The sequence below is a fragment of the Xanthomonas codiaei genome (assembly GCF_002939785.1).
Classification (GTDB): domain Bacteria; phylum Pseudomonadota; class Gammaproteobacteria; order Xanthomonadales; family Xanthomonadaceae; genus Xanthomonas; species Xanthomonas codiaei.
Window position 1 is genome coordinate 45,664 of sequence record NZ_MDEC01000015.1, and the last position, 14,330, is coordinate 59,993.

General features: G+C 68.8%; 13 protein-coding genes. 2 read left to right on the forward strand and 11 right to left on the reverse strand.

From position 1 onward, the window contains the following. Nucleotides 1-222: 222 nt before the first annotated feature. Both XcodCFBP4690_RS12220 and XcodCFBP4690_RS12225 read left to right on the forward strand, forming a co-directional pair. On the forward strand, nt 223-1,017 hold the full coding sequence (locus XcodCFBP4690_RS12220; RefSeq protein WP_104541189.1) for an undecaprenyl-diphosphate phosphatase: 795 nt from the start codon (nt 223-225) through the stop codon (nt 1,015-1,017). Nucleotides 1,018-1,150: 133 nt separating this feature from the next. Next, nucleotides 1,151-1,969: an META and DUF4377 domain-containing protein gene (locus XcodCFBP4690_RS12225; protein ID WP_104541190.1), complete on the forward strand. Its 819-nt coding sequence runs from the start codon at nt 1,151-1,153 to the stop codon at nt 1,967-1,969. 345 nt (nt 1,970-2,314) lie between these two features. Here the strand turns inward: XcodCFBP4690_RS12225 and XcodCFBP4690_RS12230 are convergent, their stop codons facing one another. The 11 genes from XcodCFBP4690_RS12230 to XcodCFBP4690_RS12280 all read right to left on the reverse strand — a co-directional run bounded on the left by XcodCFBP4690_RS12230 (nt 2,315) and on the right by XcodCFBP4690_RS12280 (nt 14,146). Next, on the reverse strand, nt 2,315-2,935 hold the full coding sequence (locus XcodCFBP4690_RS12230) for a YbhB/YbcL family Raf kinase inhibitor-like protein (RefSeq protein ID WP_104541191.1): 621 nt from the start codon (nt 2,933-2,935) through the stop codon (nt 2,315-2,317). A 288-nt stretch (nt 2,936-3,223) separates the two neighbouring features. Further along, the gene (locus XcodCFBP4690_RS12235; RefSeq protein WP_104541192.1) at nt 3,224-5,296 is read right to left on the reverse strand and encodes a tetratricopeptide repeat protein; all 2,073 of its coding nucleotides are present in this window, start codon (nt 5,294-5,296) and stop codon (nt 3,224-3,226) included. 57 nt (nt 5,297-5,353) lie between these two features. After that, the gene (locus XcodCFBP4690_RS12240; protein ID WP_104541193.1) at nt 5,354-6,340 is read right to left on the reverse strand and encodes a YheT family hydrolase; all 987 of its coding nucleotides are present in this window, start codon (nt 6,338-6,340) and stop codon (nt 5,354-5,356) included. Nucleotides 6,341-6,403: 63 nt separating this feature from the next. After that, complete coding sequence (locus XcodCFBP4690_RS12245) at nt 6,404-7,303, reverse strand: lysophospholipid acyltransferase family protein (protein WP_208622734.1); 900 nt, start codon at nt 7,301-7,303, stop codon at nt 6,404-6,406. A gap of 21 nt (nt 7,304-7,324) precedes the next feature. Next, nucleotides 7,325-7,753: a hotdog fold thioesterase gene (locus XcodCFBP4690_RS12250; RefSeq protein ID WP_104541195.1), complete on the reverse strand. Its 429-nt coding sequence runs from the start codon at nt 7,751-7,753 to the stop codon at nt 7,325-7,327. A 254-nt stretch (nt 7,754-8,007) separates the two neighbouring features. Further along, nucleotides 8,008-10,032 carry a phospholipase D family protein gene (locus XcodCFBP4690_RS12255; protein WP_104541196.1) on the reverse strand — a complete coding sequence of 675 codons (2,025 nt, stop codon included), beginning with the start codon at nt 10,030-10,032 and terminating at the stop codon, nt 8,008-8,010. Beyond that, the gene (locus XcodCFBP4690_RS12260) at nt 10,029-10,601 is read right to left on the reverse strand and encodes a YceI family protein (protein WP_104541197.1); all 573 of its coding nucleotides are present in this window, start codon (nt 10,599-10,601) and stop codon (nt 10,029-10,031) included. The genes XcodCFBP4690_RS12255 and XcodCFBP4690_RS12260 overlap by 4 nt, the downstream gene beginning before the upstream one ends. A gap of 3 nt (nt 10,602-10,604) precedes the next feature. Further along, a complete protein-coding gene (locus XcodCFBP4690_RS12265; protein WP_042820960.1) occupies nt 10,605-11,081 on the reverse strand; it encodes a SixA phosphatase family protein in 477 nt (158 codons plus the stop codon). A gap of 15 nt (nt 11,082-11,096) precedes the next feature. Next, nucleotides 11,097-11,729, reverse strand: a complete 633-nt coding sequence (locus XcodCFBP4690_RS12270) for a ParA family protein (RefSeq protein ID WP_104541198.1) — start codon at nt 11,727-11,729, stop codon at nt 11,097-11,099. Nucleotides 11,730-12,041: 312 nt separating this feature from the next. After that, nucleotides 12,042-12,959: an AEC family transporter gene (locus tag XcodCFBP4690_RS12275; protein ID WP_104541199.1), complete on the reverse strand. Its 918-nt coding sequence runs from the start codon at nt 12,957-12,959 to the stop codon at nt 12,042-12,044. Between the two features lie 551 nt (nt 12,960-13,510). Further along, complete coding sequence (locus XcodCFBP4690_RS12280; protein ID WP_104541200.1) at nt 13,511-14,146, reverse strand: tetratricopeptide repeat protein; 636 nt, start codon at nt 14,144-14,146, stop codon at nt 13,511-13,513. Nucleotides 14,147-14,330 lie beyond the last annotated feature (184 nt).

Genomic DNA, 14,330 nt, shown 5'->3' on the forward strand with positions numbered 1-14,330 from the left:
GAAGAAACCTCGGATTGGAGTGAAGTGGCTCGTGGGCGGTAGTACAGCAGGGACCATGCCAAGCGGTAGGGCTTCACAAGTCGTTGATTTTGCTACCCTCGGTCGAGATCGCTGGCGGGGCGAAAACACCGAATTGGTGCAAATCACCGCCATCGTGCACCGATATGGTGCATGCCGCAATGCACTATCCTCTCGTCTCCCCCCGCACTCCTTTCCCGTCCGATGTCCGACCTCATTTCCGCCCTGTTGCTGGGCATTCTCGAAGGCCTTACCGAATTCCTGCCGATCTCCAGCACCGGCCACCTGCTGATCGCCGAACAATGGCTCGGACGCCGCTCGGACTTCTTCAATATCGTCATCCAGGCCGGTGCCATCCTGGCCATCTGCCTGGCACTGCGGCAGAAGCTGTGGACCCTGGCCACCGGCCTGGGCGAGCGCGCCAACCGCGACTACGTGCTCAAGATCGGCGTGGCCTTCCTGGTCACCGCGGTGGTGGGCCTGATCGTGCGCAAGGCCGGCTGGCAGCTGCCGGAAACCATCCAGCCGGTGGCCTGGGCGCTGCTGATCGGCGGGGTGTGGATGCTGGTGGCCGAGCATTTCGCCAGCAAGCTGCCCGAGCGCGACGTGGTGACCTGGAAAGTGGCCATCGCGGTGGGCCTGGCACAGGTGGTGGCGGGCGTGTTCCCGGGCACCTCGCGCTCGGCTTCGGCGATCTTCCTGGCCATGCTGCTGGGCCTGAGCAAGCGCTCGGCGGCGGCGGATTTCGTGTTCATGGTGGGCATCCCGACCATGTTCGCGGCCAGCGGCTACGCGCTGCTGGAGATGTACAAGGAGGGCGGCATCGGCAGCGAAAACTGGACCGACGTGGCAGTGGCCTTCGTGGCCGCCACCGTGACCGGCTTCGTGGTGGTGAAGTGGCTGCTGGGCTACATCAAGAAGCACCGCTTCACCGTGTTCGCGGTATACCGCATCCTGCTCGGCGCGGCCCTGCTGCTGTGGTTGCCGGCGGTGGCCTGAGGCATCACCGCCGCCTTGCCCCTGTCGGTTGCCGCGTGCGGCCGACAGGGCGCATGCGCGAGCAGTGACGCCGGTCATTGCCCTGGCCGCGGGCTGGCAGTATCACTGAGGCATCGACCACCGGGAGCCACCCATGCGTGCCGTGTTCTTCGCCCCGGCCCTGCTGGCGGCGGGCGTGACGGCCTGCGGCTCGGGCGCGCCGCCCGACGTTGCCAAGGCCGGCCATTCCGGACCGGACACCGCCGCCGCGCCGGCGGCCGTGGACGCAGCGGTTGCCGAGGCCGCCCCGTTGCGCGCGGCGCTGCAGGCCCGCCACTGGCAACTGCTGCAGGCCAGCGATGCGCACGGCACCGCGCTGGCCAGCCTGTTCGTGGCCGGCAGCGCGCCGCTGCAACTGGATTTCGGCGATCAACGCATCCAGGTCAGCCAGACCTGCAACGCGCTGGGCGCCCACTACAGCGTGGCAGCCGCGCAGCTGCAGATCGGCCGGGTGGTGTCCAGCAAGCGGCTGTGTGCGCAGCCGCGGAAGATGGCGCAGGAACAGGCGGCCAGCGCGTTGCTGTCCGGCCGGTTTGCCGTGGCGCTGGACACCACCCAGGCCGCCCCGCAGCTGCGCCTGACCCGCAGCGATGGCACCCGCCTGTTGTTTGCCGGCATGCCCACGGCCGACACCCGCCACGGTGGCCCCGGGCAGACGCTGTTGCTGGAAGTGGCGGCCGACACCGTGCCCTGCCCCGCCGACCCGGCACGCGCGTGCCTGCAGGTGCGCGAGCAGACCCCGCAAGGCCAGCCGGCGACCGCGCAATGGGACGTGTTCGAGGGCAGCATCGAAGGCTTCGAGCACGAGACCGGCATCGGTACCCTGCTGCGCGTCACCCGTTACCCCGCCCCCCCGGGCTCGGGGGATGCGCCGGTGTATGTGCTGGATCAGATGATCGAGGCGAGGGGGTAGGTCGGGAGTCGGGAGTCGGGAGTCGGGAGTCGGGATTCGGGAGTCGGGAGTCGCAAGAGCAGATCGCGGGGCGCGTCCGGCGGCGAGAGGTTGTGTAGGTCAGGCACAGGCGCATCGGACGCGACTACGCAGCAGAAAACGAGGACGCGTCCAGCGATGCATCCGGGTCTTCGTAATCGACGATCACATAGCGAGAGCGACCGCGTAGTCGCTGCGCGGCCGCCCTACCGCTCAGAGCGGCTAACAGTCGTCAGGTTGCGCACGGCGCGGAGGAACCGGGTGTCGTGTGGTACACCTCGCACTGGGCACCGGCTGCGCCCGCCTGGCGGCAGCGCAGTCGTGTTGTCAGCTGCCTTGGCGCAGCGACGGATTCAGCGTGTAGGTGCCGTGCAACGCAGCCTCGGCCAGCACGTGGCCATGCATCGCCGACAGCAGGTCGGCGGCGGTGAACGGGGTCGGCAGCGGCAGCTGAGCCACATCCAGCGCGAACACGCGGAAGAAATAGCGGTGCACGCGCAGGTCGTTGAACGGCGGGTACGGGCCGTCGTAGCCCAGATAGTCGCCGGCCATGTCGGGGTTGCCGGCAAACCACTGCGTGTAGGAGTTCAGGCCCTGGCGGGCGCCCGCCGGGCCGGCCGGCTGCTGCTTGCCCTTGGCCACGAAGCCGTCGCTGCAGCTGCCTGCTGCAATGGCGTGCACACTGGCGGGGATATCGGCCATGGCCCAATGCACGAAATCGGTGCGTGGCTGCTCGACCGGAATCTGCACGTCCGCGCGCCCCACCGTCTCCGGCACCGTGGGCACATCCGGGTCCAGGCACAGCAGGGCGAATGACTGCGTGCCGGCCGGCACCTCGCTCCAGGCGAGCTGCGGATTACGGTTGGGGGCAAAGCCGTCCGGGGTGCCGGCGGCAAATTCCGCCGCGATCGGCTTGCCGTTTTCGATGCTGGTGCTGGTCAAGCGCATGCTCAAGTCTCCGTGGATCTAGGTGCCTCAGCGTGCCTGGATCGGCGTGGCAACGGAAGCCGCTACCGTGGAACCCTGTGTGGCGCGGAGCTGAGCGCATGCATTGCCAGACGCGCCAGCCGGGATAGCTGGACATCCGTAGGAGCGGACCTGGCCGCGACAGGCTTCACCGGCATCGGTCATGCTGCGTCGCGGCCGGGGCCGCTCCTACGACTGCCGTGCGCATCGCAATCGCCTGTTCCTACGACTGCCGCGTCGCTTGCGGAACGGCAAGCGACAGGCCGTGCGTCAGTCCTGCGGGTAGCCGAAGCGCACCGCGATCAGGGTGAGCAGGTCGAACTGGGCACCAAGCACGCTGCGGTAATCGCGCCAGCGCCCTGCGGCCAGGCGCGCCGGGCCGCGCGGTTCCACCAGCGGGAAGCGCAGCCCGAAGGCCTGCTCCAGCGCATCGGAAATGCCCTGCGGATCGCTTTCGATACCGTCCAGCCGGATGATCCGGTGCGGGTACAGATCGCGCTCATGCAGCACAGCCAGTTGTTCCAGCGCCGCCAGCAACCAGTCGGCGGCCTGCTGCGGCGATTGCAGCGCCAGCGGTGCCGGGGCACCGGCCGAGAGCCAGTCCAGCAGCATGTCGCGCGGGTCGCGCAATGCGATCGCCAGGCGCCCCTCGGGCAGGTGCGGGCGCAGCGCGGCGAGCAGGCTGTTGTCCCACCACAGCAGCCAGTCGATCACATTGCCGTCGTCGATGCCGCGACGCGGCAGCTGGGCCTTCCAGCCTTCCACCAGCGCCATCGGCGCGAGCTCGCCGGAGGCCAGCTGCTCGACGGTGCGGTAGCTCTGCAGCGCGTCCGACGGCGGGGTGGTGCCGTAGCGATCGCCGCGTACCAGCGGGGTGGCGGCGTCCATCACCGCGATCAGGCGTTCGACATGCGAGCCGGGCACGCCCCAGACGAACAACGGGCGCGCGGTGACGCTCTCGGGAATGGTCCCCAGCGCCGGCCACTGCATCGGCTGCCTGGCGGTCAGCGGCGGCAACGGCAGGCGGTGCGGGGCCTGTTCGCGCTGGAACTGCATCCAGGTGGCCAGGGCCGCATCGGGCTGGCCGGCGCGGTCCTGCACATTGCCCAGCCAGGGCCGCAACACGGTCTGCTGCGGGGCGGGCAGGGATTCGATCAGCGATTGCACGCAGGCGATCGCCGCCGGCGGGTCGCGCTCGAGCAGGGCTTCGACGATGCGCTGCTCGCCGCTGATGCGGCCCGGCTCCACCGCCACGATCTGGCGCGCCACCATTTCTGCGTCATCGGCATGGCCCTGCATGTCGTGCACGCGCATCAGCGCTTCCAGCGCCGGCAGGTGCTCGGGCATGGCCAGCAGCCAGCGCTCGATCACCGCCTGCGCCTGCGGCCCGCCGACCGGCTCCACCGCCAGGCGGGCCAGCCACAGGTCGTGCGCATTGGCCGAGGTGGCCAGCGCCGCGTCCAGGGTGTCGCGCGCATCGTCCACCGCGCCCAGCCGCTCCCAGGCGGTGAGCAGCGCATGCAGGGTGCGGCGGTCGGTCGGCCAGTGCGCCAGCGCCAGGCGCAGATGCGCCACGGCCTGGTCGGGGCGCCCGGCCTGCAATTCCATCTCGCCGGCGAGCCGGCGCATGGCCGGGATGTCGCCGCCGGGCTGGGCCAGCACGCCCTGCATCGCGGTCAGTGCGTCGTCCAGGCGCCCCTGGCGCTGGGCCAGCTGGGCGATGAAGGCGCGCAACGCGGTGCCCGGCGGGTTGAGCTCCACCACGCGCTCGAACGCGCGCTCGGCAAAGGCGAAATGCTCTTTCTGCAGGTAGGCAAAGCCCAGCGCGAACATCACCCGTGCATCGTCGGGCAACTGCTCGGCGGCGCGGGTGAGCAGCGCCAGCGCGCGGTCGGCCTGGCCGCGACGCATTTCCACCACGCCATCGACCGCCAGCAACTGCGGGTGCTCCGGCGCCAGCCGCGCAGCGGTGCGGCTCAGCCGCTCGGCTTCGTCCAGGTCGCCGCGCGCCACCGCCAGGTGCGCCTGCATCACGTAGGCGTTGAACTGGTTGGGGTCCAGCGCGGTGCTGCGCGACAGCGCGGCATCGGCGGCGGCCAGATCGCGTGCGGCCAGCAGCAGGCCGGCGCGCAGCAGGTGCAGGTCGGCGTCTTCCGGGGTCAGCGTCAGCGCGGTGTCGATGCTGTCCAGCGCCAGCGCCGGCTGACCTTGCTGCTGCAGGGCCAGCCCGAGCCAGCGGTGCGGCTGCGCATCGTCCGGCGCGCTGGTGGCCCATTCGCGGGCCAGCGCCACCGCATCGTCGGCCGCATTGCGGCGCAGGGCTTGAAGAATGGCGTCTTGCATGGCGGCGGTGTGTCCCGGGCAAACCACTATTGTAACGATGCGCGCCGCGGCGCCGACCTACCGGGCGGCGGTCAGCCGCTCGGCCACCCAGCGTTCGGCAAAGCCGTCGCCACGGGCGTTTTCCAGGAAGCCGCAATGGCCGCCCCAGCGCGCGATCTCCAGCTGCGCATGCGCCGGCAGGCGCCAGGCGGCGAAATCTTCGAACGGGATCACCGGGTCGTCTTCGGCCATCAGGATGTCCGAGGGCACCTGCAGCCCCGCCAGGCGCTCGCCGGCGATCGAGTAACTGTCGAAATAGGCCTCCAGCGAGCCATGCCCGGTGTGCTGCACCGCCAGCCAGGCCATCAGCTCGCGCATGTCCAGCGCCAGGGTGGCGTCGTCGTAGCCGTGCTGGTCCGGGAACAGGGCGCGCTTGCGCAACAGTGATTCGCGCCATTTGCGGCGGAAATACCAGTCGTAGAACTGCGGGCCCTTTTCCAGCCGGGTCATCGTCGCCGCCGGATCCAGCAACGGGCATACCGCCGCCACCCGTGCCAGCGGCAGGCCGGCGGCCGGCGCACGCAAGGCCAGCCGCAGCGCGAAATTGCCGCCCAGCGAATACCCGGCCGCCAGCAGTTGCGCCGACGGAAAGCGCTGCCACAGATCGCCCGCGGCGTTGACCACCTCGTCGATGCGGTCGGAGTGGAACAGGTCCACGTTGAGGTGATGGGTGCCGCCGTGGTCGCGGAAATTCAGCCGGAACACCTGATAGCCCAGGCCGAGCAGGCGCGCGGCGGTCAGCCGCATGTAGTTGGAGTCGGCGCTGCCTTCCCAGCCGTGCAGCAGCAACACGGTGCCGCGCACCGGCGCATCGCCGGGCGGCACGCTCATCCAGCCCTGCAGACGCACCCCGTCGCCGCCGTCGAGAATATGTTCGCTGGTGACCGCGCCACTGGCGGCCAGCAGCTGCCGGCTGCGCAGCCGGCGCAAGGCACTGCTGCCCAGCACCGATTGCACGTGTGGGTTACGCAGCCAGCGCGGCGGCTGGTAGTCGGAGGCGTTCATATGCGCGCCGGGCCGGACAGTGGCGTGGTGGCCATCGGGGCGATGCGCGCATGCATTGCCGGCTCAGGACTCCATCGCGGCGATGATGCGCTGCCGCGAGGTCTCGGCCAGACGGCGGCGGCCTTCGATATCGAACGCGCCGATCGGCTCCAGGAAGTGCACCTCCGCCAGCCGCGACGGCTCGCCCAGCAGGCGCACGATATTGGCGAAGAAGCTCTCGCGCTCGCCGAAGGCCACCACCGCCTGCGCATTGCCGCGCACGCCATAGCGCAGCGCCACCGGCTGCACCGGCACGCCAGCTTCCACCGCGGCCTGGAAGATGCGCGCATGGAACGGGCCCACCTCGGTGCCGCCGCGGGTGCGCCCTTCCGGAAACACGCCGACCGGCTTGCCGCTGCGCAGGCGCTGCAGCATTTCCTGCAGCACGCCGCCCAGCGATTCGGTGCTGCCACGCTGGTGGAAGATGGTCTGGCCCTTGGTCGCCAGCCAGCCCACCAGCGGCCAGCCGGCAATCTCGCGTTTGGCCACGAAGCCCATCACGCGCTGGCTGTGCAGCATGGAGATATCCACCCAGCTGACGTGATTGGCCACGAACAGCGTCGCGCCCGACAGCGGCGTGCCGAAGCGGCGCAGGCGGAAGCCGAAGATGCGCATCAGGTTGCCCTGCCACCAGCGGATCATCACCTCGTCCAGGCTGTCATCGCGCCCGGTACGGATGCGCGCCAGCGGCGGCGCCACCACGCACAGCATGGTGACCGGCAGGCAGAGGCACAGATGCAGCAGCAGCAACGGCACCCGGTACAGGTACCGGAACCAACGCAACGCGCCGCGAGCGTCGCGCGTGGCGTCCAGGGATGACTCGCTCATTCGACCAACGGGACCGGTAACAGGGGAAGAAGGCACAGCTATTGTGACAGCAGCTTGGCGACGGCGCAGTGCCGGCGACGGGTGGCGCTGTTCCACCCATGCCGTTGCCGGGCCTGCTCAGCCATGGGTGCGTGCCACCACCGCCAGGGTCAGCCGCGACACGCAGACCCGCTTGCCGGCCGGAGTTTCGATGACGATATCCCAGACCTGGGTGCTGCGCCCCACGTGCACCGCGCGCGCGGTGCCGATGACCAGGCCATCGGTGGCGGCGCGCAGATGATTGGCATTGATCTCCAGCCCCACACACATCTGGCTGGTCATATCCACGCACAGATTGCCGGCGCTGCTGCCCAGGGTTTCGGCCAGCACCACCGAAGCGCCGCCATGCAGCAGGCCGTACGGCTGTTTGGTGCGCGTATCCACCGGCATGGTGGCGCGCAGCCAATCGTCGCCGGCCTCGGTGAACACGATGCCCAGGTGTTCGATCAGGGTATTGCGACTGGAGGCGTTGAGGGCGGCAAGATCGACGGGTTCGCGAAAGGTCATGGGCTGGGAATCGGGAATCGGGAATCGGGAATCGGGAATCGGGAATCGGGAATCGCAACAGCATCTGCGGCGTCGGGGCCTGATGCAACGACCGCGACGGGTTGGCTCACGCGGTGACGGTAACAGGCCGGGAAGGTGGTTGCTTGTCGGACGCTGGCGGAATCGGCCCGACGCACGGTGGCCTCGGGTCCAGCGCCCGGCACTGGTGCTGCAAGCGGCGCCGGCATCGCGTTGCGGTACCGTGCCGCCCAGGCTCAGAGAATCGGCACCAGGCCGGCACCGAAGGCAGTGAGCATGCGCACCAGCAGCCACTTCGGTCCCACGTTGACCTCGGGGAAATCGCCGACCGCCACGTAGCACTGGCGAAACTGCGGGTCCTGCCGCTTGAGCGGGAATGGGCAATCCGGACCGGGCTGGAACTCGTAGTTGGTGGCATAGCGCCAGGGCCAGAAGTCCAGCACCGGCAATGCCTCGGAGACCTTGCCTACGCTGTAGTTCAAGCCGCTCAGCACCGGCGGTTTTTCGCGCGGGGCCACGGTCCAGGCGTTTTCCGGGCTGATATCGCGCTCGATGCTGGCCGCCAGGGCCTGCGCAAAGCGTGCATCGTCGATCACCACCGCCGCCTCGGTGTTGTAGTTCTCGCTGCGCGGGTCGAAGTTGTGCGTGCCGATCACGCCGATGCGGCGGTCCACCACCAGCGACTTGGCATGCAGGCCCATGCGCGCACCCACCCGCGTCACCGGCAGCGGCTTGTTGACCGCGCGCGTGCCCAGGAACGAGGGCCGGGTTTCGGTACGCAGCACGCGGCGATCGACCTCGCTGCCACCGCGCGCACGGCCGCCACCGCTGCTGCCGCGCAAAGTGCTCGCCGGCGCCCGCGCTGCGTCGCCGTCGCCACCGCCACTGCTGCCACGCATCGCATTGCCGGCGGCGCTGCCACCGATCAGGCGGTTGTCGCGGCTGTCTTCGTTGGTCTCCGATACCGGGTTGAGCGGGTCCGGCACCAGGTTGGCGTAGTCCACCGGCGCATCCAGCGGAAACGGCTTGAACTCGTAGACGTTGAAGCCCAGCTCGCGCATGTTGCGGCGTTTGAACTTGTAGGACAGCGCATACACGATAGGGTTGTCGGTGGCGGCCAGGCTGTTGGTGGACACCACGATGCGCGGCGGCTGCGGGCGGGCGCGCAAGCTGCGGAAGATCGCCTGGGCTTCGTCGGACAACACCAGATACGGTGTCTGCAGCAGCACCTCCCGCTGCGCACCGGCGATCAGGCCATCGAGCTCCGGCGCGGTGGACACCGCCTTGGAGGCGTGCTCGCGGCGATGCTTCTGCGGCAGGTCGGCCACGTACACCACACGTTGCACCGGCATGGCCGGGGTGACGAATACATCGCGCACGAACTGCGGATCGCTCGCCTCCTGGTCCACCCGCGCCACCCGGTCCGGGCGCCGGAACTGCGCCGGCGGCATCTGCGGGGCGCCCTGTTCCAGCAGCAGACGGCCCACATCGTTCAGGCGTTCGGCCGGCACGCTGCGTCGCGCGCGCCAGAACGCATCGAAGTTGGCGGCCATGGCGCGCACCTCCGGCCCGGCCAGGATCACGTCGCGGTCGCGGAAGTTGTACTCGCTGTCCCAGTCGTAATAGTCGTCCTGGTAATTGCGCCCGCCGACCACGCCCAGCACGTCGTCCACCACCAGCAGCTTGTTGTGCATGCGCTGGTTGAAGCGCCGGAAACAGCACAGCACGCTGCCGGCGTAGTCGAAGTAATTGAGCTTGACCTTGCCGAAGGTGGGGTTGTAGATGCGCAGCTGCAGGTTTTCATGGCTGCTGGCGAGCGCACCGAGAATCTGCAGGTCGGCGATCGCCGAGAGCTGGTCGATCAGGATGCGCACCTTGACCCCGCGCCTGGCGGCGTCGGTCAAGGCATCCAGCACCATCCGGGCGCTGTCGTCCTTGTCGAAGATGTAGGTCTGCAGGTCGATGCTGCGGGTGGCACTGCGGATCAGGTTGAGCCGCGCCACCAGCGATTGTTCGCCATGGTCGACGATGGTGGCGTAATGGCGCGGCAGCGTCGGCGTGGAGGCGGTGATGGCCTGCCCGCCCAGCGCGCGCAACGGCGAAGGCTGGGCGCAATGATTGGCCTGGGTGCACTCCACCACCGTGCTGCGTGCAGCGGCAGCGACACCGGCAGCGCGGTTGCGCTCGGTTTGCGACAGGCCGGCGCATCCGGTGCCGAGCAACAGCGTTGCCAGCACCAACCCCCTGGACAAAAACTTCACGGGCGCCGCGCCTCCTGCAACCGCCCACGCAGAATGAACGTCACCCTGTCGCCCAGGGCCATCTGCCACGCATTCATTCCGTAACGTCCACGCAGGACCGTACCTCGGCTGATCACGTCGCAATCATAGCCCGGTCGTGCGCATTCAGCCGGCGCCACATGCAGCGTCTCGATGTGGGTGATTCCGCGAATGGTCAGGTTGCCGGTGATGTCCCCACCGTCCTTGATCGCCTCTTCGGTGTACGGCAGCGACTCGAATTCCACCACCGGGTAGCGCGCGACATCGAAGAAATCCTCGCCGCGCATCCAGCCGGTGTAGCGATCCTTGCCCGGGATCTCCACCTGGGTGGCATCCAGCCGGAAGCGCACCTGCTGGCGCTTGTCCGGCAGCTCCACCACTTCACCGCGAAAGCGCGGGAAAAACCCCTCGATCTTCATCCCGAAGCGGGTCCTGATCTCGAACCCGAAGCGCGATTGCGCCGGATCGATGGTATGCACCTTTTGCTGCGCCAGGCAGGGAAGCGTGACCCAGAGCGCGAGCCAGGCGAACCAGCGCAGCGACGATGACACGGATCAAGGCCACCAGAAGGCGGTCAGGCGGGCGATGCCCGGCTCGATGGTGGCCTCCAGCGGCAACGCCAGCAATGCGATCGAGGCCGTCGGCATGCCGCGGTAATCGCCGGTCTGGCCGCTGTGCATCAGCGCGGCCAGCCGCTCCAGGCCGGGGTTGTGGCCGACCAGCAACAGGCGCTCGGCCTCGCGGTGCTCGTCCACCAGGCTGGCCAGGGTGCCGGGGGTGGCCTCGTAGATGCGCTCGTCCAGGCGTTGTTCGATATAGCCGGTGAGTTCGAGTACCGCCTCCAGGGTTTCGCGCGCGCGCCGGGCCGGCGAGCACAGCACCCGGTCCGGTACCAGCCGCTGTTCGCGCAGCCAGCGCCCGGCCGCCTCGGCCTCGGCGATGCCGTGCGGCGACAGCGGGCGATCGAAATCGGCCTGACCGGTGTCGGCCGGCTCGGCGTGGGCATGTCGCAACAAGATCAATTCGCGCATGGGAACTTTCCGGTTCTAGGACTTCTTGAGCCACTTCAACAGCGGCTCCCAGTCCTGTTGATGGTCGCGCACCTGCGCCGAGCGATAGTCGAACAAGCTGCGCCCCAACCCGGCCATGACCACATAGGCCTGGGTGTCGCGCAATTGGGTCACCAGCGGATACGGCCAACTGCCGATCATGTCGGCGGCCTGTTGCGAGGTCTGGGTCCATGGGCGGGCGCGGTTGAGCACCAGGCCCACCGGCAGCTTGCGCTGGTGCACGCGCGGCACCTTGGCCAGCGTGTTGAGAAAGCCCACCACCGCTTCGATATCCAGCGCCGAGGACAGCACCGGCACGACGATGGCATCGACATGGTCCAGGAAACCGCCCAGGTCGTCTGCCATGGCACCGGCCGGCGCGTCGATGATCAACGTATCGGTGCCTTCGGGCACGGCGGCCTGCCAGTTGCGGCGTTTGGTGGCGTCGATCGGCAATACCGCGCTGTCCAGACCGGCACGGCGCTGCGCCCAGCGTGTGGACGACCCCTGTGGATCGGCATCGGCCAGCACGGTGCGCTGGCCCTGCAACGCCGCATGGGCGGCCAGATTGGTGGCGATCGTGGTCTTGCCGACGCCGCCTTTGGAGGCGGCCACCAGGACTGTCTTCATGCACGCCTCGCTTCCGGGAGCTGGTCCGCAGCGTACACCGCGCCAAGGTGAGGAAGTAGTCGAAACGCGTTAAGCGCGGCGACCGAGCGTCAGCGCACGAGGTTGCGGCAGCTGCGTCGCGCAGACGAATGCCGCCATGGCGAGCGCTGGCCAAGACCTGCCTGGTGTGGCTGACCGAGGCCGGGCATGACCGCCCCGGTGCGGTCATCGCAATGCAGCATCCGAAGAGGACGCGCGACAGCGCCAGGTCCGCATGCTGGACAGGCAACCCCAGCACGGCGAACAGTCCTGCCCGTGCGCGGTGCGCCCCGCTCACGCCACCAGCCGCGCCAGCAGCCAGGACCAGGCGGGCAAGGTCAGCAGCGACAGCAGGATGCTGTAGCCGACCATCGCGGCGGCCAGGCGCGGCGCCAGCCGATGCGAGATGGCCAGCGCGGCAGCGGTGATCATGGTGGGCATGGCCGATTCGAGCACGGTGGTCTGCAACATCAGCCCGTGCAGGCCCAGCGCCCAGGACAGCGGCAGCGCCAGCATCGGCATCACCGCCAACTTGAAGGCCAGGCCCAGCGCCAGCGGCCTGAGCTCGTCGGCGGGCAGACGCAGTTGCAGCGAAAAGCCCACCGCCAGCATCACCAGCGGCAGCATGGCATCGGCCAGGCTCTTCAGGCCCGAGCCGATCCAGGCCGGCGGCTGCGCGGGCATCAGGGTCAGCGCGAACAGCAGTGCCCACAACGGCGGGAATTTCGCTACCCGGGCCAGGATCGTCATGGCGGTAGGCGGGGCGTCGCCGCTGTACCGGGCCAGCACGTACAGGCCGAAGGTGGACAGCAGCACGAAGGTGCCGAACTGGTCGTAGACCACTGCGTAGGGCAATGCCCGATCGCCAAGCATTGCGCGCACCATCGGAAACCCGATGAAGCTGGAGTTGGTGAACACCACGCACATCAGCAAGGCGGCGTAATCGGCGCGACCGATGCGCAGCAGCCGGCTGCAGCCCCACAGCAGCGGCACGATGAGTGCGGTCAACAGCCACGGCATGGCGATCACCCCGCCCAGCGAGGCGTCCAGATGCAGCCGCGGCACATAGGTCAGCACCGAGGCCGGCAGGCAGATGTACAGGACGATGCGGTTGAGCACATCGGCGCTGTTGTCCGGCAACACCTTCAGTCGCGCGAATACCAAGCCCAGGCCCAGCATTGCCAGGATCAACGCAAATGCATCCACCGCCATGGAGTGATCGTGTCCGTTGAAAACCGGGTGCAGGATCGCATGGCACGCTCTCACCGGTGCGTGGCGGCGCCTGGACCGGTCATGTGCAACCTGCGATCCGCAGCAGGGATCGTCGAACCGAACGGACCGGTCGCTCACGCGCCGTGCGCCACAGGCTCCCGCATGCAGAAAGGACAGCGCAGCGTGAAGTTGAGCTCAGCGTTGCGAACGGCGGTACGCCGTGATGACGGCGTCCCGCAGCGGCTCGCCCAGAAGCTGCAAAGCCGACCGGGCCCGATCACCCAGCCAATGCATGCAAGGCACGGCTTGCACATGCACATCGGTGATCTCGACAGCGTCCTGCAGCGTTTGCCTGGCCGCTCGCCATCCAACGGGTCGTCGACCGCATGGACGCCGCAGACACGTTCACGACCGTCCTTGCGGCATGCCCCGCCACAGTGCCTGGACAACGGCCCTGCCGCCAAGCCACCGATCCAGGCCAATGGCCGGCCGCTATGGCCACCGCATGCAGCGCCCGCGCTGCGGGCTATCCCCGCAGCGCGGCGCCTTGCTTACGGAAACGCCGGCGGGTTGGCCTGCCAGGCGGCATGCACCTCGGCCAGGCTGGCGCGCTCTGCCTCGCGCCAGTCCGGCAACAGGCTGACGTAGTTGGCGGTGCTGCTCCAGCGGTCCGGCCAGGTACGCACGGCGGCGGCATACCATTCGGTCGCCTCCTGCTTGCGTCCGGCCCGCCACAGGGCCAGGGCGGCCGCGGTCGGCAGCCATTGCGGCGTGGCCGGGCGTCCGTTGGCCAGGTTGGCCCACTGCTGCAGCGCCTGGTCCGGCTTGTCGGCGCGCAACAGATCCCAGCCATAGTTCCAGGTGATCGCGCGGTATTGCTGGCTGCCGTTGGAAACCAGGGCCAGCGCACCCTGGTACAGCTCGTCGCCCAGCTGCGTGCGTCCGCCGGCGTAGGCCAGCGAGGCCAGCTGTGCGCGGGGCTCGGCGGCACGAGCGTCGCGTTGCACCATCGCGGCCAGGCGATCGACGACGGCATCGCCCTGGCCTTGCACGGCCACCACCGGTTTGGTCGTGGCACGGTCTTCGTCGAAATAGAACTCCTTGGGCTTGGGCAGGTGTTGCGCCTGCGCCAATGACCACACGCCTCCGAGCAGGGCCAGTGCGGCCCATGCGTATTTCCTTTTCACTGTGTTTTCCCCTGACAGCAAACGACCCTTCCCGTTCCCATCCTACCCGCAGCACGGCGGCTGCGCATCCGCATGCGAACGGGCGCGTGAAGGCTGACTGTTACACTTTGCGCCGCCGTTTTGGAATCCGACGGGCGGGTCAGATGGTTTCAGATGACACGCACCGGGTCCCAGCCACCCTTTC